A 22,339-nucleotide genomic window follows, 5' to 3' on the forward strand; every position below is an offset into this window, starting at 1 on the left:
CAATCACCATCGGCAACACTCCGCGATCGGCAAGATTCCGCCCATCACCAGGTTGACCAACCTGCCTGGGCAGTACATCTAGCGCGGCAACATCCTGCCTGAGCGTGACGCCGGCTTCACGCTCGGCGAGATGGCGCCGACCCGCTAGATCCAGACGCCCTTGCCGACGGCGACCACGCCGCCGGCGCTGATGGAGAACCGTTCCCGGTCCTTCTCCAAGTCGACACCGATCATCTCGCCGGGGCCGACCACGACGTTCTTGTCGAGGATCGCGTGGCGCACCACCGCACCGCGCCCCACCCGGGCCCCGGGCATGATCACGCTGTCCTCCACGATCGCGCCGTCGTCGATCACCACATTCGACGACAGCACCGAGTTGCGCACCGAGCCCGCCGAGATGACACTGCCGGCGCCGACCACCGACTCCTGCGCCGAGCCCCCGTTGACGAACTTCGCCGGCGCCAGGTTCTCGGTCGCACCGTGAATCGGCCAGCGGTTGTTGTACAGGTTGAACACCGGGTGCGCGGACACCAAGTCCATGTGCGCGTCGTAGAACGCGTCCAGGGTTCCGACGTCACGCCAGTAGCCGCGGTCGCGCTCGGTGGCGCCGGGCACCTCGTTGTCGGAGAAGTCGTAGACCGCGGCCATGCCGTCGCCCACCAGGCGCGGCATGATGTCGCCGCCCATGTCGTGGTCGGAGTGATCATCGTCGGCGTCCGCGCGGATCGCGTCGATCAGCACCTTGGTGGTGAAGACGTAATTGCCCATCGACACATACGTGCTGAGCGGATCATCGGGCGTGCCAGGCGGGTTCGCCGGCTTCTCCAGGAAGCCACGGATCCGGCCGGACTCGTCGGCATCGATGCAACCGAACGAGGATGCTTCCGCGCGCGGCACCCGAACCCCCGCGACCGTGGCCCCGGCGCCGCTGGCGATGTGGAAGCGCACCATCTGTTCGGGGTCCATCCGGTACACGTGGTCGGCGCCGAAGACCACGATGTAGTCAGGGTCTTCGTCGAAGATCAGGTTCAGCGACTGGTAGATGGCGTCGGCGGACCCGGTGTACCAGCGCGGGCCGAGGCGCTGCTGCGCCGGCACCGGGGTGATGTACTCCCCCGCCAGGCCGCTCAACCGCCAGTTCTGCGAGATGTGCCGGTCCAGCGAATGCGACTTGTACTGCGTCAGAACGCAGATCCGCAGGTAGCGCGCATTGACCAGATTCGACAGCACGAAGTCGATCAACCGGTAGGCACCCCCGAAAGGGACCGCCGGCTTGGCCCGGTCCGCGGTCAGCGGGTGCAGCCGCTTGCCCTCCCCACCGGCCAGGACGATGCCCAGCACATGCGGCGCTTCCCTCATGGCCACAAACCTATCGGCCACTTCGAAGCCCTGCCAGGTTGACCGCACGATTGACGACGGTTCTTTACAAAAGACCGGCGACAAATCGTCGGTCGATCCGCTGTGCGGCCGGCGATCTGCGCCCGCTACCGTGCCGGTTATGCGGGTGGCGATGCTGACTCGGGAATACCCTCCGGAGATTTACGGCGGTGCGGGTGTCCATGTCACCAACCTGGTCGAGGCGCTGCGGCGGTTATGCCACGTCGACGTGCACTGCATGGGCGCACCCCGCCCGGGCGCGCACGCGCATCAGCCCGATCCGGCGCTGCGGGACGCCAATCCGGCGCTCGGCACCCTCTCGGCCGACCTGACGATGGTCGACGCCGTCAGCACAGCCGATGTCGCGCACTCCCACACCTGGTACACCGCCCTGGCCGGCCGGCTGGCGGCGCTGCTGTACGACATCCCGCATGTGCTGACCGCGCATTCGCTGGAGCCGCTGCGCCCCTGGAAGGCCGAACAGCTGGGCGGCGGCTACCGGGTGTCGTCCTGGGCCGAAAAAGAGGGGACGATCGCCGCCGACGCGGTCATCGCGGTCAGCTCGGCCATGCGCGACGATCTGCTGCGGGTCTACCCGGACCTGCGCCCGGACCGCGTGCACGTGATCTACAGCGGCATCGACACCGACGTCTGGCGTCCGCAGCCGACCGGTCCGGACTCGATGCCGGCCGAACTCGGTGTCGACCCCGACCGGCCGATGGTGGCCTTCGTCGGGCGGATCACCCGGCAGAAGGGGGTTGCCCATCTGGTGGCCGCCGCCCACCGGTTCCACCCGGAGGCGCAATTGGTGTTGTGTGCGGGCGCTCCGGACACACCGGAGATCGCCGATGAGGTCGGTGCCGCCGTCGCCGATCTGGCGGCCACCCGCAGCGGGGTGTTCTGGATACAGGAAACCCTGCCTGCCCGGCAGATCCGCGAATTATTGTCGGCGGCAACGGTTTTTGTATGCCCGTCGGTCTACGAGCCGTTGGGCATCGTCAATCTGGAGGCGATGGCCTGTGGCACCGCGGTGGTCGCCTCCGACGTCGGGGGCATCCCGGAGGTGGTCACCGACGGTGAGACCGGCACCCTGGTCCACTACGACGCCGCCGATCCGGACGGCTATCACGCCGCACTCGCCGAAGCGGTCAACGCGTTGATCGCCGACCCGGCCCGTGCGCAGCGCTACGGCGACGCCGGCAGGCGTCGCTGCGAGGAGGTGTTCTCCTGGGCGCGGGTGGCCGAGCAGACCTTGGCGGTCTACCGGCAGGCGGGCCGCTAGCCCCCGACCGTCACGCCTCGGTCCTAACGGCGACCCGCTTCGCCCGGCTCCGCCGCGCTTGCGATCGCCTTAGCCGCTGGTGACGGCTTTGAGTTCGTCGCCGAGCGCGGCGGCCTCATCCGGAGTCAACTCGACGACCAGTCGTCCACCGCCCTCAAGCGGTACGCGCATTACGATGCCTCGCCCCTCTTTGGTCGCTTCCAACGGACCGTCGCCGGTCCGGGGCTTCATCGCCGCCATCGAGTGCTCCCTCCAGGTACCAGCCCGCAGGCCGTGCCCATGATCTGCGCCGGGTGTGCACGGCAGTCGCAGCGTCCGGCTTCGAACTGCAAATTCACTCCGCCATTCTCCCCTATCGGCGACGGCGCGTGCACAAGACCCGATTCCGTAGTGCATTTTAGTGGATCTAGGCGGTTACCGGTGGCACCCAACATGCCTGGACGTGGTCGTCCACCATGCCCGTGGCCTGCATCAACGCGTAAGCGGTGGTGGGCCCGACGAATCGGAACCCGCGACGCTTCAATTCGCGCGCCATCGCCGTCGATTCCGGCGTGACGGCTGGAATTGCCGAGAGGTCCGCCGGGCGCGGACGCCGCGGCGGGGCGAATGACCACAACAGGTCCGCCAAATCGGTGGCCCCGAGGTCAATGGTTGCCCGGGCGTTGGCGATCGTGGCCTCGATTTTGGCTCGGTTGCGCACGATGCCGGCGTCGTCCATCAGCCGTGCCACGTCGGCGTCGGTGAAACGCGCGACGGTTTCGACGTCGAAACCGGCGAACGCCCGCCGGAAGTTCTCCCGCTTGCGCAGGATCACCAGCCACGACAGCCCGCTCTGGAAGGCTTCCAGGCTGACCCGCTCGAACAGTGCCGCCGGGTCCCGCACCGGACGGCCCCACTCCTGGTCGTGGTAGTCGCGGTAGAGCACCGAGGCGCTGTCGACCCAACCGCACCGGATCTGGCCGTCGTCGGTCGCGCTGCTCACCGCGACTCCGGCGCGGATGCGGCGGCCGCATTCGCCGCGGCGAGCTGGCCGCGGAGCTGGTCAAGCTCGGCACCGAGGCGCTCCAGCACCCAGTCGACCTCACCGGTGTTGTAGCCGCGCAGCACCTGGGAGAACTTGACCGCGTCGACATCGGCACCGGTGACGCCGGAAGCCGGCAGCATGGTCGCCGTCGTGGCCCGAGGCAGCGGCGGCAACTGCTCACCCCGGCCGAACAGCGTGCTGGCCACCCCGAACAGCAGCAACGCGGTGAGCACAAGGACAACGAGGTACAGCAACACCAGTGTCACGGCATCGATAGTGCCTCATCGCACCGACACGAGGGGCGGTGCCGACGGGATCAGCGCTGACGCAAGGTGTTCATCGGCGGCCGGTCGACCAGCGACAACGGCGTGGTGCGCGGCAGATAGTCCATTCCGTCCGGGCCGTCGGCTACGAACTGGGTGAGGCCCACCCCGGAATCCGGGACACCGCACCGCGACAGCAGCGTCGCGACGACTTGGCGGCTCATCACGGCCAACTCCGACAGCGGGCGATTGCGATGGGCGCGCACACCCAGGTTGACCTGGGCGATCGCCTCCAGCCCCAACCGGTCGTAGGTGTCGATCAACAGCCCGATCTCCACCCCGTAGCCGGGCGCGAACGGAACCGACGCCAACAGCTCACGACTGCCCGCGTACTCACCGCCCAACGGCTGGATCACCGCACCCAGATCGGGGCGCAGCGCGGTCAACAGCGGTCGGGCCACCAGCTCGGTGACCCGGCCGCCGCCGGTGGGTTCCTCGGTGCCGTTGACCTTCAGCGGCCGCCGGTAGAAACCTTTGACGAGGTGGACGCCGTCTCCGGTGAGCAGGGGCCCCACCAGGTTCGGCACGAACATCGGATCGGGCTCGATCAGGTCGGAGTCGATGAACACCACGATGTCGCCGCTGGTGGCCGCCAGCGACCGCCACAGGGCTTCGCCCTTACCGGGCTGCGTTGCAACCTCTGGGACGGCCTGTTCACGGCTGACGACACGCGCGCCGGCGGCGATGGAGCGGATCTCGGTGTCGTCGGTGGAGCCGGAGTCCAGCACGATCAGCTCGTCGACCAGGTTGTCGACCAGCGGCGTGATGCTGTCGATCACCGACTCGATGGTCGCCTGTTCGTTCAAAGCGGGCAGCACCACCGAGACGCTGCGACCGGTCTTGGCCTTGGCCGCCAGCAGCTCGGCCACCGTCCACTGCGGCCGGGTCCAGGTGCGCCCGGACAGCCGGGTATCGCCCGGCGCCGAGACCAGGTCGGTCATGCCAATCCCCTCACTGTGCGGGTCGGGGCCCGCACGCCCTGGATCGATGCCACCATCTCCAGTACGCGCCGGGTCGGCCCGACCTCGTGAACCCGAAACATCCGGGCTCCGGCGGCCGCCGCCAACGCGGTGGCCGCCAATGTTCCATCCAGTCGTTCGGTGAGGCCCACTCCAAGAGTCTCCCCGATGAAGTCTTTGTTGGAGAGCGCCATCAGCACCGGCCATCCGGTACCGACCAGGTCCTCCGTGTGTCGCAACAACGCTAGCCCGTGGAAGGTGTTCTTGCCGAAATCATGGGTGGGATCGATCAGCACCCGATCGCGGCCCACGCCGGCCGCCACTGCCCGCTCGGCGGCCGCGGTGACCTCGCTGATCACCGCTTTCACCACTCCGTCGACGCTGGTGCCGTAGCTCACCCGGAATGGGCGGGTGCGCGGTTTCGCCCCTCCGGTGTGCGAGCACACCAACCCTGCCCCGAACTCGGCGGCCACGGCCGGCAGCTCCGGGTCGATCCCGGCCCAGGTGTCGTTGATCAGGTCGGCACCTGCCGCGCAGGCGCGTTTGGCCACCTCGGCACGCCAGGTGTCCACGCTGATCAGCTGGTCGGGGTAGGCGCTGCGCAGCCATTCGATGAACGGCACCACCCGTGCGGTCTCGGTGTCGGCGTCGACGGTCTCCCCCGGCCCCGCCTTGACTCCGCCGACGTCGATGACATCGGCGCCGTCGGCCACTGCGCGGTGCACGGCGGACTTGGCCGCCTCGTCGGTGAACGTGGCGCCCGCGTCGTAGAACGAGTCCGGGGTGCGGTTGACGATCGCCATGATCAGCGCTCGATCAGCCGCCACCGGGCGACCGCAGAAATGGGACTGCACCGCTCTATGGTGCCTGGTGGATGTGCGACCGCGATCGTCAGCCCTGACCCGCCGAAACCGACGTTTCGCAGAGAAAGTCCGAGTAGCGGCCTGCAAAACGTCGGTTTCGGTGCACAAGCAGAAAGGTCAGCCCTGCGGACGCTTGCCCGCGGCTACTTCGGCCGGATAGTCCGCGTAGTAGGGGACGTAGCCCTCGCCCCGGCCGGCCAACACGTACAGCGGGTCCTCGATGACGGCACCCCCGCCGCCGTAGCCCTGCTCACGCAGCTCCACCTTGCGACTCTTGAACGTGGTGGTGTGGGCCATCGACGCCACCACCCGCACGAACAGCGGTACCGCATAGGACGGCAGCTGGTCATTGACCACGGCGGCCAGCCCGGGCCCGTCGAACGTCGCGCCGTCACGCAGTTTGACCGCGGCCATCCCGGCACGGCCACCGGTACCGGGGACCTCCACGCCGTAGACGGCGCACTCCTCAACCGACTCGTCGGCGCTCAACGCGGCCTCGACCTGCGTCGTAGCCACGTTCTCGCCCTTCCACCGGAAGGTGTCCCCCAGCCGGTCGACGAAGGCGGCGTGGCCCATGCCCTGTGGGCGCATCAGGTCACCGGTGTTGAACCAGCAGTCGCCGTCCCGAAACGCGTTGCGCACCAGCTTCTTCTCGTTGGCCTCCGGGTCGGTGTAGCCATCGAACGGGGAGAACCGGTTCACCGGGCTCAGCAACAACCCGGGCTGGCCGGCAGGCACCCGCTGCACCCACCCGTCGTCGCCGCGCAGCGGCAGGCCGGTGTCGGGGTCGTACTGCACGTAGGCCAGCGGCAGCGGGTAGACGCCGGTGCTGCGCGGCACGTTGAACACGTTGAGGAAGGCGCTGTTGCTCTCGCTGGCGGCGTAGAACTCGCAGACCCGCTTGATGCCGAACCGCTGGGTGAACTCGTCCCAGATCTCCGGCCGCAGCCCGTTGCCGGCGATCACCCGCACCTTGTGCGCCCGATCGGTTGCCTTGGCGGGCTGGTTGAGCAGGTACCGGCAGAGCTCGCCGATGTAGACGAACGCCGTGGCGTCCGCGGCGATCACCTCGTCCCAGAACCGCGACGCCGAGAACGAGCGGCCCAGGGCAAGCGTGGCACCGGCGTTGAGCACCGACGACACCGCGACCGTCAGCGCATTGTTGTGATACAGCGGCAGGCAGCAGTACAGCGTGTCGCTGCCGCGCAGCCGCAGCCCGACGCCCCCGAAGGTCGCCAGCGCGCGCAGCCACCGGTAGTGCGTCATCACGCTGGCTTTGGGGTAGCCGGTGGTGCCGGAGGTGAAGATGTAGAACGCGGTGTCCTTGGCCAGGACCGCGTTGACCGAGGCGGGGTTGCCGGCCGGCGCGGTGGCGGCCAGTCGCCGGAACTCCTCGATGGTCACGGGCACGTCGGTGCAACCGCATTCCTTGACGGCATCGACCAGGTCGGACTCCGCGACCAGCAGGGTGGCGTTCAGCACGCCCAGGCTGTGGGCCAGCACGTCGCCGCGCTGGTGGTAGTTGAGCATGCCGGCGACCCCACCGCATTTGGCGACGGCCAGCATCATCAACACCGCGTCCGGGGAGTTGCGCAGCATGATCCCGACGACATCGCCGTGGCCGACGCCGCGCGCGGCCAGCACGGCGGCGTAGCGATTGACGGTCTCGTTGGCTTCGCGGTAGGTCAGTTGCTGCTCACCGAACCGGATGAAGACCCGGTCACCGACTTGGGCCGCGCGGTCCTGGAAGACCTTGCCGATCGAGGCCTTGGAGGTGGGGCGGGCCCGCAGCCCGGTCCACAGCCCGCGCAGGATGGTCGGCGCGTCGGCCAACAGCCGTGGCGTACGGGCCAGAATGTCGACCAGTCCCACCTGGGTGACGGTGCCGGAGTCGTGGTCGGACACGTTATCGCCTCATTTCGCCGAAAATCGAGAGCTTAACCGGTACCGGCGGTACCGGGTGAACAGGCGTCCAGTGCCGCCTCCATCTCGCCGAACACCAGCAGGCGGTCCATCGCACGGCGGGACACGAACCCGGTGTCGATCAGCCCCGACAGCCACGTCCACAGCCCCTCGTAGTGGCCGTCGGGATCCAGCAGCACCACCTCTTTGTCGTGCATGCCCAGATACCCGGCGGTCCATGTCTCGAACAACTCTTCGAGCGTGCCGATACCGCCGGGCAGGGTCAGGAACGCGTCGGCGCGGTCATCCATCACCTGCTTTCGCTCCCGCATGGTGTCGGTGACGATCAGCTCGTCGGCGTCGACATCGGCCACCTCGCGGTGCAGCAGCGCTTTGGGGATCACCCCGACGGTGTGCCCGCCCCGCTCGCGGGCGGCCACGGCGAGCGCACCCATCGCCGAGACGTTGCCGCCTCCCCACACCAACGTCCAACCCCGCTCGGCCATCGCCGCACCGACCTTGGCGGCCAGCGCCAACAGTCCCGGATCGGTGGGACCCGACGCGCAGTAGACACAGACCGCCCATTCGCTCGACCGCACACCGAAAGGCTATCGGGCCGTTGGCTCAGACCGTAAACTCTCGGCGATGCCGATCCGGTGGAACGTCCCCGAGCATTCGGCGGCGTTGCATCAGCTCACCGCAGCGCTCGACCCCGACGCGCCCCGGGCCGGCGCGGTGGTGCTCGGTCCCGACGGGTGCGGCAAGTCCACCCTGGCCCGGTTGGCCGCTGAAGACCACGCCGACCGCCACCCCGGGACCCGAGTGTGCTGGGTGATCGGCACTCCCGCCGAGCGCGACGTGCCGTTCGGCGCCTTCAGCCATCTGATCGCGGTGGCCGACATCGGTAAGCCCGCCGCGCTGCTGCGGGCGGCGCGCGCATCGTTGGTTGATGCGGCGGGCGATCTGCTGCTGGTGGTCGACGACGCCCATCTCCTCGACATCTTGTCGGCGACGCTGGTCTACCAGTTGGCGCTGACCGGGACGGCCCGAGTGATCGCCACCGGCCGCGCCGACTGCTCCCCTGCTCCCCCGCCGCCGATCACCGCGCTGTGGGGCGACGATCTGCTGACCCGCATCGACATCACCGCCTCCGACGAAGCGGGTGAGGCCGATCGTGACGTGGACGCCTTCGTGGCGGGCTTGCCGGCCGACGCGCGTTCGGCGCTGGACTACCTGGCCGTCTTCGAACCGCTGGCGCTGGTCGACCTAATCGACCTGACCAGCGCCGACGCGGTCCGGCGGGCCGAGGAGCTGGGCGCGGTGGAGACCCGCGCTCGCGGCGGCCGCGAACCGGACCCCGTCGTCTACACGGCTCACCCGCTGTTCGCCGAGCGGGCTCGCGGCGCGCTGGGGGTGGTCGGCGCCCGCGCTCGGCGCACCGAGGTGGTGCGGGTGCTGGCGACCCGGCCGTGCGCACACGTCGGCGAGCAGCTGCGGCTGGCGGCATTGGCCGCCGACAGCGACGCCCCGCAGCCCGCCGCGGACGTGGTGGACGCGGCCCAGCAGGCGCTGCGGCTGGGCGATCTGCAGCTGGGTGAGCGGCTGGCCCGCAACGCCCTGGATCGGGCGGACGAATTGCCGGCCCGGCTGGCGCTGGCGCACGCACTCGGGTGGCAGGGTCGCGGGCGTGACGCCGACGCGGTGCTGGCCGCGGTCGACCCGGCCGGGCTCAGTGAGCCGGAGTTGATGGCCTGGGCACTGCCGCGGGCCGCCAATCAGTTCTTCATGCTCGGCGAGCCCGAACGCGCCGCCGCTTTCCTGGCCGCCACGCGCGGCCGGGTTGAGGGCCTGGCGCCGCGCATCACCCTGGACGCACTCGGCGCCACCTTCGCGATGAATGCCGGCAACATCGGCCGTGCCATGCAGGCCGCCACCGCGGTCCTGGCGGACCCGGCCGCCGACGACATGGCGGTGGCCTGGGCGGGCAGCGCCGCGGCGCTGTGCGCGGCGCGGGCCGGCCGCTTCGACGACGTCGCTCCCCTGGCACGCCGTGCGCTGGACGCCGAACATCCCGGGGTGCTGCGATTCACCGTCGGGCTCGCCGAGATCACCGCACTGCTGATGGCCGACCGACTCGATCAGGCCCGCGAGTTGGCCTGGCAGTTCACCGATTTCGCCGAGCTGTCCCAGCCCGGCCGGGCGATCGGCGAGGTGCTGGTGGCCAAGGTGCTGATCGCCGCCGAAGAGTTCGACGCCGCGACCAAGCTGTTGGCACCGGCGGCGGCCACTCTGGAGCGCACCGGCTACTCCTGGGGCCCGCTGTCGCTGACGCTGCTGGCCACCGCGCTGGCCCGCCAATCCGACATCGCCGGCGCGGCAAAAGCGTTGAGCCGGGCCGAATCCCGGCACGGCACCAAATCGGCGCTGTTCGCTCCGGAGTTGGGAGTGGCGCGGGCCTGGCAGCGGGCCGGCATGCGCGATCAGCACGGCGCGATCGCCGCTGCCCGGGATGCCGCCCGGATGGCCGAACGCACCGGGCAGTCGGCGGTGGCGCTGCAGGCCTGGTACGTGGCCGCCCAGCTGGGCGACGCCCGGGCCGTCGAGCCGTTGGGCCGGCTGTGCGCGGAGGTCGACTGCGCGTTCGGCCGGGCCGCGCTGGACCGGGTTAAGGGCTGAGGTAACCGCGCAGCAGCGCGGCCACCGTGCTGATCTGCTCGACCGGCACCCGCTCGTCGACGGTGTGAGCGAGGTTGGGATCGCCCGGCCCGTAGTTGACCGCGGGGATGCCGCGGGCGGCGAACCGCGACACGTCGGTCCAGCCGTACTTGGCCCGCACCTGACCGCCGGCGGCGGCCACCAGCGCGGCGGCGGCGGGCGCGGTCAGCCCCGGCAGGGCGCCGGCGGCGGAGTCGGTCTGCTCGATCACGACGTGCAGGCCGTCGAACACCTCCTGCACGTGGATCAGCGCCTCGTGGGGCGTGCGGTCCGGGGCGAAGCGGAAGTTCACGGTCACGCTCGCGGCATCGGGGATGACGTTGCCGGCCACCCCGCCGTCGATGCGCACCGCGGACAGTCCCTCGCGGTAGACGCAGCCGTCGATATCGACACTGCGCGGTTGGTACTCGGCCAGGCGATTCAGCACCGCCCCCAGTTTGTGGATGGCGTTGTCGCCCAGCCAGGAGCGCGCCGAATGCGCCCGGGTGCCCGCCGCGCTGATCACCACCCGTAGCGTGCCCTGGCAGCCGGCCTCGATGTAGCCGCCGGTGGGCTCGCCGAGGATGGCGACGTCGGCCGTCAGCCAGTCCGGCAGGTTGCGTTCGATGCGGCCCAGCCCGTTGGCTGCCGCCTCGATCTCCTCGCAGTCGTAGAACACGCAGGTCAGATCGTGTACAGGTTCGACGATGGTGGCAGCCAGGTGCAGGAAGACGGCGACACCGGATTTCATGTCGACGGTGCCGCAACCGTGCAGCACGTCACCCTCGTCACCGGTGGTGGTGCGCCGGCTGGGCAGGTTGCCGGCCGCCGGCACGGTGTCCAGATGCCCGGCCAGCAGCACCCGGGTCGGGCGCCCGAATTGGGTGCGGGCCAGCACCGCGTCGCCGTCACGAATGATCTCGAAACCGGAGGTCTGGGCTCGCAGGGCGGCTTCCACCTGGTCGGCGATCTGCGCTTCGTGCCGCGACTCGCTGGGGATGTCCACCAGGGCCGCGGTCAGGGCAATCGGGTCGGAGCGCAGGTCCAGCACGGCCTCAGCCTAACGGCGATCGCAAGCGGGGCGTCGTCATCGGTCCAGCCGTCCGGGTAACCTGGCCGGCGTGACTGGAGCTTCGGGCGTCGGGATAGCGACGCTGGCCGCAGATGGATCTGTACTCGACACCTGGTTTCCCGCACCGGAGTTGGGTGGCTCGGGCCAGCCCGGAACCACTCGCCTTAGCGCTGACGAGGTGCCTGCCGATCTGGCTGGGCTGCTCGGTGCCGACGAGGACCGCGGCATCGAAACGGTCGCAGTGCGCACCGTGATCGGGTCGCTGGACGACGCCGCCGTCGACGCCTACGACGCCTACCTGCGTCTGCACCTGCTGTCGCACCGGCTGGTGGTGCCGCACGGGCTCAACGCCGGCGGACTGTTCGGGGTGCTGACCAACGTGGTGTGGACCAACTACGGGCCGTGCGCCGTCGAGGGCTTCGAGTCGACTCGTGCCCGGTTGCGCCGGCGCGGCCCGGTGACGGTCTATGGGGTGGACAAGTTCCCCCGCATGGTCGACTACGTGCTGCCCGCGGGCGTGCGCATCGCCGACGCGGACCGGGTGCGACTCGGCGCGCACCTGGCTTCGGGTACCACGGTGATGCACGAAGGATTCGTCAATTTCAACGCCGGCACGCTGGGCGCCTCGATGGTCGAGGGCCGCATCTCGGCGGGCGTGGTGGTCGGCGACGGCTCCGATGTCGGTGGCGGCGCGTCGATCATGGGAACGCTGTCCGGCGGTGGGACCCAGGTGATTTCGATCGGCAAGCGCTGCCTGCTGGGGGCGAACGCCGGACTGGGCATCCCGCTGGGCGACGACTGCGTGGTCGAGGCCGGACTGTATGTCACCGCCGGCACCAAGGTCACCCTGCCCGACGGCAGCACGGCCAAGGCCCGCGACCTGGCCGGCGGGAACAACCTGCTGTTCCGCCGTAACTCACAGACCGGTGCGGTCGAGGTGGTGGCCCGCGACGGTCAGGGCATCGCGCTCAACGAGGACCTGCACGCCAACTAAACCAGCGCCTCCTCCGGCTCCCGCTGGATCGGCTGCGGCCAAGGCTGCGGAACCGGGCGTGGACGCACGATCTGCGGCCACCAGAACCAGCGCCCGAGCAGAGTCGCAACCGACGGTGTCATCAGGGACCGCACGATCAGGGTGTCGAAGAGCAGGCCCAGCCCGATGGTGGTGCCGACCTGGCCGATCACGATCAGGGCGCTGACCGCCATGGAGGCCATGGTGAAGGCGAACACCAGACCCGCGGCCGTGACCACGGCACCGGTGCCGACCATGGCGCGTATCAGCCCGGTGTGCAGACCCGCGTGGATCTCCTCCTTGATGCGCGAGACCAGCAGCAGGTTGTAATCCGCGCCGACGGCGAGCAGCACGATGACCGACATCGGCAGCACCATCCAGTGCAGCGGGATGCCCACGAGGTGTTGCCAGATCAGCACTGACAGACCGAACGCCGAACCGAGACTGAGCACCACCGTGCCGACGATCACCGTCGCGGCGACCACGGCGCGGGTGAGCACCATCATGATGATGAAGATCAGGATCAGTGCGGCCGTCGCCACGATCAGCAGGTCGTAGTTGGCGCCCTGCTGCATGTCGTAGAACATCGCCGCGCTGCCGCCGAGGTAGATCTTGGCCCCCTCGAACGGTGTCCCCTTGATCGCATCGGCCGCCGCGACCTTGAGCGACTCGATGCGCGAGATTCCCTCGGGCGTCAACGGATCACCCTGGTGAATGATGGTGAATCGCACCGCATGACCGTCCGGCGACATGAACAGCTTGATGCCGCGCTTGAAGTCGGCGGTGTCGAAGGCCTCCGGCGGCAGGTAGAACGAATCGTCGTTCTTGGCGGTGTCGAACGCCTCGCCCATGGCCGTGGAGTTCTCCTGCATCGCCATGTTCTGGTCCTGCTGGGCCTTCTGCACCTGGTACTGGTTGAGCAACGTCTGCTTCTGATTCTTCATGGACTGGATCTGCGCCGGCATCACCGCGACCATCCGGGGCATCAGCTCGGCCATGCGTTGCATGTCGGGCACGATCTCGTCGAAGTCGGCGGACATGGTGTCCACGCCGTCGAGGGCATCGAAGATCGACCGCAACGACCAGCAGATCGGGATGTCGAAGCAGTGCGGCTCCCAGTAGAAGTAGTTGCGGAACACCCGGAAGAAATCGTCGAAATCGGCCATGTGGTTGCGCATTTCGCCGATGTCGACCGCGGTGTTGGACATCTTGTCGGCCATCCGCTGCGACACTTCGGCCAGGTCCTGCTGGATGCTCATCATCTCGGTCATCGAGTCGATGCTGGCCTGCAGATCATCGGCCTGCTTGAGCAGGTTCTCCAGGTTGGACTGCATGTAGTCGTTGTTCATCAGCTGGGCTGTGCCGCTCTGGCCGACGGTATACGGGATCGTGGAATGTTTGATCGGGTCCCCGTCGGGGCGGGTGATGGTCTGCACCTGGGCGATCCCGTGCACGTTCTTGAGGGCTTTGGCGATCTTGTCTATCACCAGGAAGTCCGCCGGGTTACGCAGATCCCGATCGGTTTCGATCATCATCAGGTCCGGGTTCATCTTCGCCTGGGAGAAGTGCCGGAACGCCGCCGAGTAGCCCACATTCGCCGCGACGTCATCGGGTAGATAGATGCGGTCGTTGTAGCTCGTGTGGTACCCGGGCAGCGTGAGCAGGCCGATCAGCGCCGCCGCGACGGCGGCCACCAGTATCGCTCCGGGCCAGCGGACGGTGGCAGTACCGACCCGGTGCCACCCGGTCGACCGGGTGACGCGCTTGGGTTCCAGAATCTTGCCGAACCGACTGCACACCGAGATGACTGCGGGCCCCAGGGTTAACGCCGCGGCGACCACGATCACCATGCCGATCGACAGCGGGAAACCCATCGTCTGGAAGTACGGCAACCGGGTGAAGTGCAGACAGAACGTGGCCCCGGCAATGGTCAGACCCGAGGCCAACACCACATGGGCGGTCCCGTGGAACATGCTGTAATAAGCGGTTTCTCGGTCCTCGCCGGCTTTGCGCGCCTCCTGATATCGACCGATCAGGAAGATCGCGTAATCGGTGGAGGCGGCGATGGCCAACGTCACCAGCATGTTGGTGGCGAAGGTTGTCAGGCCGAACAGGTTGTGAAATCCCAGGAATGCCACCAGCCCTCGGGCGGCCGACAGTTCGAAGACGACCATCAGCAGCACGATCAGCGTCGTGATGATGGATCGGTAGACGCCCAACAACATCACCGTGATGACGGCGAAGGTGAGCATCTCGATGGTTTCCATGCTCTTGTCGCCGACGTGGTTCTGGTCCGAACTTGTTGCCGCCGGCCCCGTCACGTAGGCCTTCACACCGGCGGGAGCGGGCCCTTCGGACGCGATCTGGCGCACCGCGTCCACCGACTCGTTGGCCAGCGTCTCGCCCTGGTCGCCGGCGATGTAGACCTGAACGTAGGCGGCCTTGCCGTCGGCGCTCTGGGCGCCCTTGGCCGTCAGCGTGTCGCCCCAGAAGTCTTGGACGTGCTGCACGTGGGCGGTGTCGGCCCGCAGATCGCGCACCATCTGGTCATAGAACTCGTGTGCTTGGGCGCCCAGCGGCTCTTCGCCTTCGAGCACGATCATCACCGAGCTGGAAGTGTCGTACTCTTCGAACACCTTTCCGACGCGCTTGGTGGCGATCATCGACGGTGCGTCGTTGGGACTCATCGACACCGCACGCATTTTGCCGACTTCCTCGAGCTGCGGCACGACGATGTTCAGTACGGCAACGAAGGCGATCCAGGCCAAGATGATCGGCACCGCGAACTTGCGGATGAATCGGGGTAGTCCCGGGCGCGCAGCGTGACGCGCGGCCGGAATGGGTTCGGTCGGCGCTCCGGCCGTCGGCGCGTTCATGCGGCCTTCACAAAGCAGTAGGTTTCGGCGTTCACTCCGGTAGCCGTCCTTTCCTGTTTGACCTCGTCGTCGACGGTCACTCGGCAGCTGATGCTGTCGCCGTCGCCCTGGGCCAGGATGTTGGGCATCACCGAGGGCAAGGTGGTCTGCAGGGTCAGAGTCCACGGCAAAGCCACATCGGTGACGCGCTGCGGCTTGCCTTCGAGGTCCATGTAATTGATGACGGCAGTGGTGCCCGAACCGAAGATCTCGTATGTCACGAACTTCGGATTGAAGTCCTCGGCGTTATCGGAGGACAAGTCGGTCACCACGACCGGATGCGCACCGAACACGGTCCGCAGCTGTGCGACGGTGACGGCTCCCGCCACAACCGCCAGCACGATCAAAGCAGGCAGCCAAACCCGGCTGATCAGCCTTTTCATCGTCCGCCTTCCCCGACGTTGACCAGGCCGGTCGCCGTCTCCGCTCCAGGTAGCTAAGCTAACTATGTAAGCGGATTAAGTCAATCCGGTTTGATGTTGCGCCCATTACACTTGGCAGGTGAACGTGAGTGAGACGACGGACCGCCCGTTGCGCAAGGACGCCGAGCGCAACAGGAAGCGCATCCTGGAAGCGGCCCGCGACCTGTTTGCCAGCAAGGGCCTGGAGCCCAATCTCAACGATGTCGCACACCATGCGGGGGTGGGAGTGGGCACCGTATATCGGAGGTTCGCCAGCAAGGAGGAGCTGCTCGAGGCGATCTTCGTAGACGGCCTGAACCAGCTGGCGGACTTGGCGGAATCAGCTCTGCAACAACCAGATCCCTGGCAGGGGTTCGTGTGGTACGTCGAGCAGATGTGTGAGATCACCGCGACCGACCGAGGATTGCGGGAGATCGCCTTCAGCAAGTCCTACGGCGGCGACCGTGTGACGGCGGCGCAGGAGCGACTCATTCCCGTTCAGAAGAGACTCGTGGAGCGAGCGCGCAGCGACGGTCGCCTGCGCCCCGAACTGTCCGATACCGACATGCCAATCCTCGGGCTGCTGGCCGGCACGGTGAGCGAGTTCGCCGGCCATGTCGACGCGGAGCTGTGGCGCCGTTATGTGGCCATCCTTATCGACGGTATGCGCTGCCGGAGTGATCAATTACCCCTGCCGGTGTCCGCGCTCGATGACGACGGAGTCGAGTGCGCGATGCGAAGCTGGGAACCGGCCGGGCCCTGTGGCGACCGCCTCCGCGGCTGAGATGAGCGCTACAGCATCGCCCTGCTGATCTTGTCGCTGTCTTTCCCGATCGTCTTGCAGTAGGCGCTGACCGCGATCTGCGTTCCCGACAGCTCCAGGTTCGACGGCTCGCCGCCCTTGGAGTCCTTGAGCATCTTGGAGATTTCGGAGCGCTGCTTCTCGTCGGTGTGGCCGTTGAACTCTCCGCACGTGGTATCGCCACCCTTGTTGATGACCTTCTCCACCTCCGAGCACCCGCCGAGCAGGACCGTCGTGCAGGCGAGGACGGTGACAGCGGCGAGACTGAATCGGTTCCTTGGCTTCACACGGCCACCCTTCTGGTATCGATTCGCGCAAGCGGAGCCTACGTCAGCAACGCCTTCTTGAGTACCTTTCCCATCGCATTGCGCGGCAGGGCATCCACGATCCGTACCTCACGTGGCCGCTTGTGAGCCGAAAGCTGTTGACCGACATAGTCGATCAATTCGCTGGGCTGCGCAGAACTGTCCGGTGAAGCAACGACGAACGCGACGATCCGCTGCCCCAGGTCTTCGTCGGGCAATCCGACGACGGCCACTTCGGAAACCGCCGGATGGCCCAGCAACGCCGTCTCGATCTCACCGGCCCCGACCCGGAAGCCGCCAGACTTGATCAGATCGACCGATTCACGGCCGACGATCCGATGCATGCCATCGCCGTCGATCACCGCCACATCCCCGGTGCGGTACCACCCATCGGCATCGATCGCCTCGGCGGTCGCGTCGGGCCGGTTGAGGTATCCGTTGAAAAGCGTCGGTCCGCGCACCGCGAGCCGCCCGATCGTCGCGCCGTCGTGCGGCACCGGGCCGCCGTCATCAGCGACAAGCTTGGTCTGTACCCCGTGCAACGGCAGGCCCACCCATCCCGGGCGGCGTTCGCCGTCGACGCGGGTGCTCACCGTGATCAGCGATTCGGTGCTGCCGTACCGCTCGATCGGGGCGTGACCGGTCTGCGCGACGAGTGCGTCGAAGACCGGGACGGGCAGCGCCGCGCTGCCCGAGACGAACAACCGCGCCGGCCGCAACGCTGCGGCGGCGCCCGCGTCGGCCACCACCCGCGACCACACGGTGGGCACCCCGAAATACAGCGTGCCGCCCGCGGCTGCGTACGCCTCTGGCGTCGGCTTGCCGGTGTGTATGAAGCGGTTGCCCACCCGCAGCGAGCCCAACAGACCCAGCACCAAGCCGTGCACGTGGTACATCGGCAGGCCGTGCACCAGCACGTCATCGGGGCTCCACTGCCAGGCCTGGGCCAGCGCGTCGAGGTCCGCGGCCAGCGCCCGCCGGCTCAGCTGCACACCCTTGGGCGGGCCGGTGGTGCCGGAGGTATAGATGATCAACGCGGTGTCGTCTTCTTCGCCCACTTCGGGCACCTGGTGCGACGATCCGGCGCGCGCCGGGAAGTGCGGCAGGCCGGCGAGGTCGTCGGGTCGCTCCCCCAGCCAGGCCCCCGCACCCGAGTCGCGCAGGATGTGCTGGCGTTCGGCGACGCCCACGTCAGCCGGGACCGGCACCACCGGTACCCCGGCGAGCAGACATCCGGTGACCGCCAGCACGGTCTGCGCCGTTGGGGTGGCCAACACCGCGACCGTCGGCACGCCGGCAAGATCTTCGTGCACTGCCGCCGAAGTGGCACTCAACTCGGCACGGCTCAGTAGGGTGTTATCGATACGCACCGCATCGGCGATGTCCGAGGCGTTCGAGCCGTCGGCAGCCAGCGAGGTCAGCAGCATCTGGGGGACGTTACCCGGTCCCCAGCGCTGGCCCAGCCGACCAACCGGACGACGGCCGACCGCCCCAAGTGGTATTAACGAATTAGTTCCCTTAATTTGTGGGCAACTCCTCAAGGAGAGGTACTCCCATGCACGACCAGTCCGGCCAGCGGCACGGCACCCCTCGCAGTCAGCGGTTGCCACGCAACCAGCAGCGGGAACGGGTGCTGCGGTTGGTGGGCGCTGCCAGTGGTGCAGTCGATGCCGCCGAGCTCGCCGAGCGGATGCACCTGCACGTCACCACGGTGCGGTTCCACCTCGACGCCTTGTGCGAGGACGGGGCGGTTGCCCGGACCCGGATCAAACGCGACGGCGTCGGGCGACCCCGCACGGGTTACGTGGCTGTCCGTGATCGGTTGGACTACCGCAGCCTGGCCGAGATATTGGCGATGGAACTCGGCGAGACCGTCGCCGAGCGTCAGGAACGCGCCGAACGGGCCGGCCAACGCTGGGCCGATCGGATCGTGGCCTCCGACGACTCCGCCGAGGATGCCGCCACGCCGAACGGATCGGCCCCCGACGCCGGGATCGACGCGTGCGCCGACCGGATCGCGGGGATCTTCGCGCGGATGGGGTTCGGCGCGGAACTCACCGCCGCCGAAGACGGCGATGGCAGCCGCCGCACGATCCTGCTGCACGCGTGTCCGGTTCGCGATTTGGCGCGGGCGCACCCGGAGGTCAGCTGCGCCATGCACCGGGGCCTGCTGCGTGGGCTGCTCAACGCCGAGAACGCTCCCGGCGGCAGCGCGGAGTTGGAACCGTTCGTCGAACCGGAAATGTGCATCGCCAGGGTGATCGGCCGCTAGCCCGGCCGGCTCAACACCGAATCGTCAATCGGTGGCGTCGGCGAATTCGCAGAACGCCGTGTAGGCACGGGCCCCGTAAATGGTGGCCGGACCGCCGTGCATGAGAATGCTGACGCCGATGGCCTCGGCGGCCTCTTGCTTGGTGGCCCCGGCGCGTGCCGCCGCCCGGGCGTGGGAGGCGATGCATCCGTCGCAGCCCTGCACCACCCCGATCGCCATGGCCATCAGCTCTTTGACCTTGCGGTCCAAGGCGCCGGATTCGAACGTGGCCTTGCTCATTTCGCCGAACGCTTGGTAGACGCCGGGAATCTGCTGCCGAAGGTCGCGGTGCTGTGGGTTCAGCTCGTTGAGGACTTCCTGGTAATGACTCATACCCCCCAGGGTATCAGGTTCACGGCGCCGCCATGTGCGGGTAGCCGTGCTCGGTGGGCGGCAGGAAGGTCTCCTTGATCGTTCGCGCCGACGTCCAGCGCAGCAGGTTCAGCGGCGAACCCGCCTTGTCGTTGGTGCCCGAGTTGCGCGACCCGCCAAACGGCTGCTGCCCCACCACCGCACCGGTCGGTTTGTCGTTGACGTAGAAGTTCCCGGCAGCAAACCGCAGCCGCTGCAGCGCGTTACGCACCGCGTGCCGGTCCTCGGCGATGACCGCCCCGGTCAGCGCGTAGCGCGATCCGGTGTCGATGAGCTCGAGAATCTGCTCGTAATGCTCGTCGGGGTAAACGTGCACCGACAGCAGCGGGCCGAAGTATTCCGTGCTGAACATCTCGTCGGCCGGATCGTCGGCGAGCAGCACCGTGGGCCGCACGAAATAGCCCACGCTGTCGTCGTAGCCACCGCCGACCGCAACCTCGACACCAGCGGCGGCCTTGGCGCGCTCGATGGCGCGCACGTTCTTGGCGAACGCCCGCCCGTCGATGAGTGCGCCACCGAAATTCGTCAGGTCGGTGACGTCGCCGTAGCGCAGCTCTGCCGTGGCGGCCAGCAGGTCGTCGCCGAATCGCCGCCACAGCGAGCGGGGAATATACGCCCGCGAGGCGGCCGAGCACTTCTGACCTTGGTAGTCAAAGGCACCGCGAATCAGCGCCGTACGCAGTACCTCCGGCTGCGCCGAAGCGTGCGCCACCACGAAATCCTTTCCGCCGGTCTCCCCCACCAGTCGTGGATAGCTGCCGTACCGGTCGATGTTGGCACCCACCTGACGCCACAGCGCGCGGAATGTCTCCGTCGAGCCGGTGAAGTGAATTCCGGCCAGCCGCGAATCCGCCAGCGCCACCTCGGAAACCGCGTACCCGTCACCGGTGAGCAGGTTGATCACCCCCGGCGGCAGCCCGGCCTCTTCCAGCAGCTGCATGGTCAGGAACGCGGCAAGGGTCTGGGTGATAGATGGCTTCCAGATCACCGTGTTGCCCATCAGCGCCGGGGCGGTGGGCAGGTTGCCGGCGATCGAGGAGAAGTTGAACGGGGTGATGGCGTAGACGAACCCGTCCAGCGGCCGGTAATCGGTGCGGTTCCACACCCCCGGGCTGCTGATGGGTTGCTGCGTCAGGATCTGACGGGCGAACGCGACGTTGAACCGCCAGAAGTCGATGAGTTCGCACGGCGCGTCGATCTCGGCCTGATAGACGGTTTTGGACTGACCGAGCATGCCCGCGGCGGCGATGGTCTCCCGCCACGGGCCGGCCAGCAGATCGGCGGCTCGCAGGAAGATGGCCGCGCGCTCGTCGAATGGGGTTGCCGCCCAGTCGTTCTTGGCCTTGGCGGCGGCTTCAACGGCGGCGGTGGCGTCGGCGTGGGTGGCGTTGGTCAGTGTGCCCAGCACGGCGGCGTGCCGGTGCGGGGCGACGATGTCGATGCGCTCACCATCGCCCATCCGATGCCGGCCGGCGATGACGTGCGGCAAGTCGCGTGGTTGGTCGGCGAGCGCGGCCAGTGCGGCGCGCAGCCGAGTGCGCTCGGGCGAGTCCGGGGCGTAGTCATGGACCGGCTCGTTGACCGGAACCGGTACTTCGGTGATGGCGTCCATAACCCAGGATGCGCCCAGATGCGCTGCCGTGCTCGGTCACCCGGCGGCGTAAGCCACGGCGATCTCGGCGGCCAGCCGCGCATTGGCCAGCACCAGCGCGACGTTGGCGGACACCGATGCGCCGTGCGTCTCGCGGTGGAAGTAGTCGAGCAAGAACGGGGTGACGTCCTTGCCGTGGACGTCCGCGGCCTGGGCGGCGGCCAGCCCGTCGGCCAGCACCCGGTCATGCAGCTCGCGGTCCAGCTCGGCATCGGCGGGGATCGGGTTGGCCAGCACCAAACCGTAGCCGTCGGTGCCCAGCCGGTCGCGGGCGCGCAGCACCGCGGCAGCCTGTTTCGGCGTCTGCACCCACCAGTCCAGCGGGTGGCCGGAGTCGGCGAGGTAGAACGCTGGGAAACGGTCGGTGCGGTAGCCGATCACCCCGACCGACAGCGTCTCCAACCGCTCCAACGTGGCGCCGATGTCCAGAATCGACTTCACGCCCGAACACACCACCAGTACCGGGGTGCGCGACAGCGTGGTCAGGTCCGCCGACTCGTCGTAGCTGTCGCCGGCGCCGCGGTGCACACCGCCCAACCCGCCGGTGGCGAACACCGTGATACCGGCCGCCGCCGCCAGGTGCGCGGTCGAGGCGACCGTGGTCGCACCGTCGCCGCCCACCGCGGCCAGCATCGCGATCTCGCGGACACTGACTTTGATCGCCGTGCCACCGGTGGCGATACGGTGCAGCGCGTCGTCGTCGAGACCGATGTGCGGCTGGCCGTCGAGGATCGCGATGGTGGCCGGTACCGCGCCCGCCGCGCGCACGGCGTGCTCGATGGCGCGGGCGATGCGCAGATTGTCCGGACGAGGCAGACCGTGGCTGATGATCGTGCTCTCCAGCGCCACCACGGCCCGGCCGGCGGCCAACGCATCGGCGACCTCGGGATGGATGCGCATCCGCTCAGCCTATGGCGCGCGGCGAACAGCGCGCATCGCTTGTGTCGGGGCACGCTGGTAGCGTCCGCGACTGTTCACCGGTTTCATGCGGCGGTTCCAGCTTCGCCTCTCCTTCGTCGAGCCTCGCTGAACCACCGGGTTCATGCGGCGGTTCCAGCTTCGCCTCTCCTTCGT

21 protein-coding genes are annotated in these 22,339 nt (G+C 68.2%); 5 read left to right on the top strand and 16 right to left on the bottom strand.

The features are described 5' to 3' along the window. Window positions 1-144: 144 nt before the first annotated feature. Window positions 145-1,359, bottom strand: a complete 1,215-nt coding sequence (gene glgC, locus ACJH5R_RS00005) for a glucose-1-phosphate adenylyltransferase (RefSeq protein WP_406758815.1) — start codon at window positions 1,357-1,359, stop codon at window positions 145-147. A 139-nt stretch (window positions 1,360-1,498) separates the two neighbouring features. Between glgC and glgA the strand changes: the two genes are divergently transcribed. Next, window positions 1,499-2,659, top strand: a complete 1,161-nt coding sequence (gene glgA / locus ACJH5R_RS00010; RefSeq protein ID WP_406781044.1) for a glycogen synthase — start codon at window positions 1,499-1,501, stop codon at window positions 2,657-2,659. A 69-nt stretch (window positions 2,660-2,728) separates the two neighbouring features. Here the strand turns inward: glgA and ACJH5R_RS00015 are convergent, their stop codons facing one another. From ACJH5R_RS00015 to ACJH5R_RS00045, 7 genes are all read right to left on the bottom strand, one after another. Continuing rightward, window positions 2,729-2,899, bottom strand: coding sequence for a DUF3117 domain-containing protein (locus ACJH5R_RS00015; RefSeq protein ID WP_064998965.1), 171 nt, complete (start codon window positions 2,897-2,899; stop codon window positions 2,729-2,731). Window positions 2,900-3,065: 166 nt separating this feature from the next. Next, window positions 3,066-3,641 carry a DNA-3-methyladenine glycosylase I gene (locus ACJH5R_RS00020; RefSeq protein WP_406781045.1) on the bottom strand — a complete coding sequence of 192 codons (576 nt, stop codon included), beginning with the start codon at window positions 3,639-3,641 and terminating at the stop codon, window positions 3,066-3,068. Next, window positions 3,638-3,949: a DivIVA domain-containing protein gene (locus ACJH5R_RS00025; protein ID WP_406758812.1), complete on the bottom strand. Its 312-nt coding sequence runs from the start codon at window positions 3,947-3,949 to the stop codon at window positions 3,638-3,640. The genes ACJH5R_RS00020 and ACJH5R_RS00025 overlap by 4 nt, the downstream gene beginning before the upstream one ends. Before the next feature lie 50 nt (window positions 3,950-3,999). Further along, the gene (locus ACJH5R_RS00030; protein ID WP_406758811.1) at window positions 4,000-4,947 is read right to left on the bottom strand and encodes a glucosyl-3-phosphoglycerate synthase; all 948 of its coding nucleotides are present in this window, start codon (window positions 4,945-4,947) and stop codon (window positions 4,000-4,002) included. Then, window positions 4,944-5,768 carry a dihydropteroate synthase gene (gene folP, locus ACJH5R_RS00035; RefSeq protein WP_406781349.1) on the bottom strand — a complete coding sequence of 275 codons (825 nt, stop codon included), beginning with the start codon at window positions 5,766-5,768 and terminating at the stop codon, window positions 4,944-4,946. Before folP ends, ACJH5R_RS00030 begins: the two co-directional genes overlap by 4 nt. Window positions 5,769-5,945: 177 nt before the next feature. Beyond that, the gene (gene fadD6 / locus ACJH5R_RS00040) at window positions 5,946-7,733 is read right to left on the bottom strand and encodes a long-chain-acyl-CoA synthetase FadD6 (RefSeq protein WP_406781046.1); all 1,788 of its coding nucleotides are present in this window, start codon (window positions 7,731-7,733) and stop codon (window positions 5,946-5,948) included. Between the two features lie 32 nt (window positions 7,734-7,765). Next, entirely contained in the window at window positions 7,766-8,329 is a 564-nt protein-coding gene (locus ACJH5R_RS00045; RefSeq protein ID WP_406781047.1) for a TIGR00730 family Rossman fold protein, read from the bottom strand. 46 nt (window positions 8,330-8,375) lie between these two features. On the opposite strand from ACJH5R_RS00045, the gene ACJH5R_RS00050 reads away from it, so the two are divergent. Next, entirely contained in the window at window positions 8,376-10,406 is a 2,031-nt protein-coding gene (locus ACJH5R_RS00050) for an AAA family ATPase (protein WP_406781048.1), read from the top strand. Here ACJH5R_RS00050 and dapE read toward each other — a convergent pair. Next, on the bottom strand, window positions 10,396-11,475 hold the full coding sequence (gene dapE / locus ACJH5R_RS00055; protein ID WP_406781049.1) for a succinyl-diaminopimelate desuccinylase: 1,080 nt from the start codon (window positions 11,473-11,475) through the stop codon (window positions 10,396-10,398). The genes ACJH5R_RS00050 and dapE overlap by 11 nt on opposite strands. A gap of 61 nt (window positions 11,476-11,536) precedes the next feature. On the opposite strand from dapE, the gene dapD reads away from it, so the two are divergent. Next, a complete protein-coding gene (gene dapD / locus ACJH5R_RS00060; protein ID WP_406758859.1) occupies window positions 11,537-12,490 on the top strand; it encodes a 2,3,4,5-tetrahydropyridine-2,6-dicarboxylate N-succinyltransferase in 954 nt (317 codons plus the stop codon). Here the strand turns inward: dapD and ACJH5R_RS00065 are convergent. Together ACJH5R_RS00065 and ACJH5R_RS00070 are read right to left on the bottom strand one after the other, a co-directional pair. Next, window positions 12,487-15,384, bottom strand: coding sequence for an RND family transporter (locus tag ACJH5R_RS00065; protein ID WP_406758806.1), 2,898 nt, complete (start codon window positions 15,382-15,384; stop codon window positions 12,487-12,489). The genes dapD and ACJH5R_RS00065 overlap by 4 nt on opposite strands. Beyond that, on the bottom strand, window positions 15,381-15,806 hold the full coding sequence (locus tag ACJH5R_RS00070) for an MmpS family transport accessory protein (RefSeq protein WP_406758805.1): 426 nt from the start codon (window positions 15,804-15,806) through the stop codon (window positions 15,381-15,383). Before ACJH5R_RS00070 ends, ACJH5R_RS00065 begins: the two co-directional genes overlap by 4 nt. 124 nt (window positions 15,807-15,930) lie before the next feature. On the opposite strand from ACJH5R_RS00070, the gene ACJH5R_RS00075 reads away from it, so the two are divergent. Beyond that, complete coding sequence (locus ACJH5R_RS00075; RefSeq protein ID WP_406758858.1) at window positions 15,931-16,608, top strand: TetR/AcrR family transcriptional regulator; 678 nt, start codon at window positions 15,931-15,933, stop codon at window positions 16,606-16,608. Window positions 16,609-16,616: 8 nt separating this feature from the next. Here ACJH5R_RS00075 and ACJH5R_RS00080 read toward each other — a convergent pair whose 3' ends face one another. Further along, on the bottom strand, window positions 16,617-16,913 hold the full coding sequence (locus ACJH5R_RS00080; RefSeq protein ID WP_406758804.1) for a hypothetical protein: 297 nt from the start codon (window positions 16,911-16,913) through the stop codon (window positions 16,617-16,619). A gap of 38 nt (window positions 16,914-16,951) precedes the next feature. Beyond that, window positions 16,952-18,358: an acyl-CoA synthetase gene (locus tag ACJH5R_RS00085; protein WP_406758803.1), complete on the bottom strand. Its 1,407-nt coding sequence runs from the start codon at window positions 18,356-18,358 to the stop codon at window positions 16,952-16,954. Window positions 18,359-18,486: 128 nt separating this feature from the next. Between ACJH5R_RS00085 and ACJH5R_RS00090 the strand changes: the two genes are divergently transcribed. After that, a complete protein-coding gene (locus ACJH5R_RS00090) occupies window positions 18,487-19,203 on the top strand; it encodes a helix-turn-helix transcriptional regulator (protein WP_406758802.1) in 717 nt (238 codons plus the stop codon). Window positions 19,204-19,227: 24 nt separating this feature from the next. Here the strand turns inward: ACJH5R_RS00090 and ACJH5R_RS00095 are convergent, their stop codons facing one another. Genes ACJH5R_RS00095 through ACJH5R_RS00105 form a run of 3 tightly spaced genes read right to left on the bottom strand, consistent with a single transcriptional unit; the run spans window position 19,228 to window position 22,165 of the window. Continuing rightward, on the bottom strand, window positions 19,228-19,575 hold the full coding sequence (locus tag ACJH5R_RS00095) for a carboxymuconolactone decarboxylase family protein (RefSeq protein WP_406758801.1): 348 nt from the start codon (window positions 19,573-19,575) through the stop codon (window positions 19,228-19,230). Between the two features lie 19 nt (window positions 19,576-19,594). Continuing rightward, window positions 19,595-21,226 (bottom strand): L-glutamate gamma-semialdehyde dehydrogenase, encoded by a 1,632-nt coding sequence (gene pruA / locus ACJH5R_RS00100; protein ID WP_406758800.1) that lies wholly within the window; start codon window positions 21,224-21,226, stop codon window positions 19,595-19,597. 36 nt (window positions 21,227-21,262) lie between these two features. Beyond that, complete coding sequence (locus tag ACJH5R_RS00105; RefSeq protein ID WP_406758799.1) at window positions 21,263-22,165, bottom strand: pseudouridine-5'-phosphate glycosidase; 903 nt, start codon at window positions 22,163-22,165, stop codon at window positions 21,263-21,265. Window positions 22,166-22,339 lie beyond the last annotated feature (174 nt).

It is taken from the genome of Mycobacterium sp. SMC-19, assembly GCF_045310815.1.
Taxonomy (GTDB): domain Bacteria; phylum Actinomycetota; class Actinomycetes; order Mycobacteriales; family Mycobacteriaceae; genus Mycobacterium.

Bases quoted from the DNA above. Each gene is read 5' to 3' on its own strand.
- ACJH5R_RS00065 (WP_406758806.1), bottom strand. From the start codon at position 15,384: ATGAACGCGCCGACGGCCGGAGCGCCGACCGAACCCATTCCGGCCGCG.
- ACJH5R_RS00090 (WP_406758802.1), top strand. From the start codon at position 18,487: ATGCACGACCAGTCCGGCCAGCGGCACGGCACCCCTCGCAGTCAGCGG.
- ACJH5R_RS00105 (WP_406758799.1), bottom strand. From the start codon at position 22,165: ATGCGCATCCATCCCGAGGTCGCCGATGCGTTGGCCGCCGGCCGGGCC.
- ACJH5R_RS00015 (WP_064998965.1), bottom strand. From the start codon at position 2,899: ATGGCGGCGATGAAGCCCCGGACCGGCGACGGTCCGTTGGAAGCGACC.
- ACJH5R_RS00050 (WP_406781048.1), top strand. From the start codon at position 8,376: ATGCCGATCCGGTGGAACGTCCCCGAGCATTCGGCGGCGTTGCATCAG.
- ACJH5R_RS00070 (WP_406758805.1), bottom strand. From the start codon at position 15,806: ATGAAAAGGCTGATCAGCCGGGTTTGGCTGCCTGCTTTGATCGTGCTG.
- ACJH5R_RS00030 (WP_406758811.1), bottom strand. From the start codon at position 4,947: ATGACCGACCTGGTCTCGGCGCCGGGCGATACCCGGCTGTCCGGGCGC.
- glgA (WP_406781044.1), top strand. From the start codon at position 1,499: ATGCGGGTGGCGATGCTGACTCGGGAATACCCTCCGGAGATTTACGGC.
- folP (WP_406781349.1), bottom strand. From the start codon at position 5,768: ATGGCGATCGTCAACCGCACCCCGGACTCGTTCTACGACGCGGGCGCC.
- pruA (WP_406758800.1), bottom strand. From the start codon at position 21,226: ATGGACGCCATCACCGAAGTACCGGTTCCGGTCAACGAGCCGGTCCAT.
- ACJH5R_RS00085 (WP_406758803.1), bottom strand. From the start codon at position 18,358: ATGCTGCTGACCTCGCTGGCTGCCGACGGCTCGAACGCCTCGGACATC.
- ACJH5R_RS00095 (WP_406758801.1), bottom strand. From the start codon at position 19,575: ATGAGTCATTACCAGGAAGTCCTCAACGAGCTGAACCCACAGCACCGC.
- glgC (WP_406758815.1), bottom strand. From the start codon at position 1,359: ATGAGGGAAGCGCCGCATGTGCTGGGCATCGTCCTGGCCGGTGGGGAG.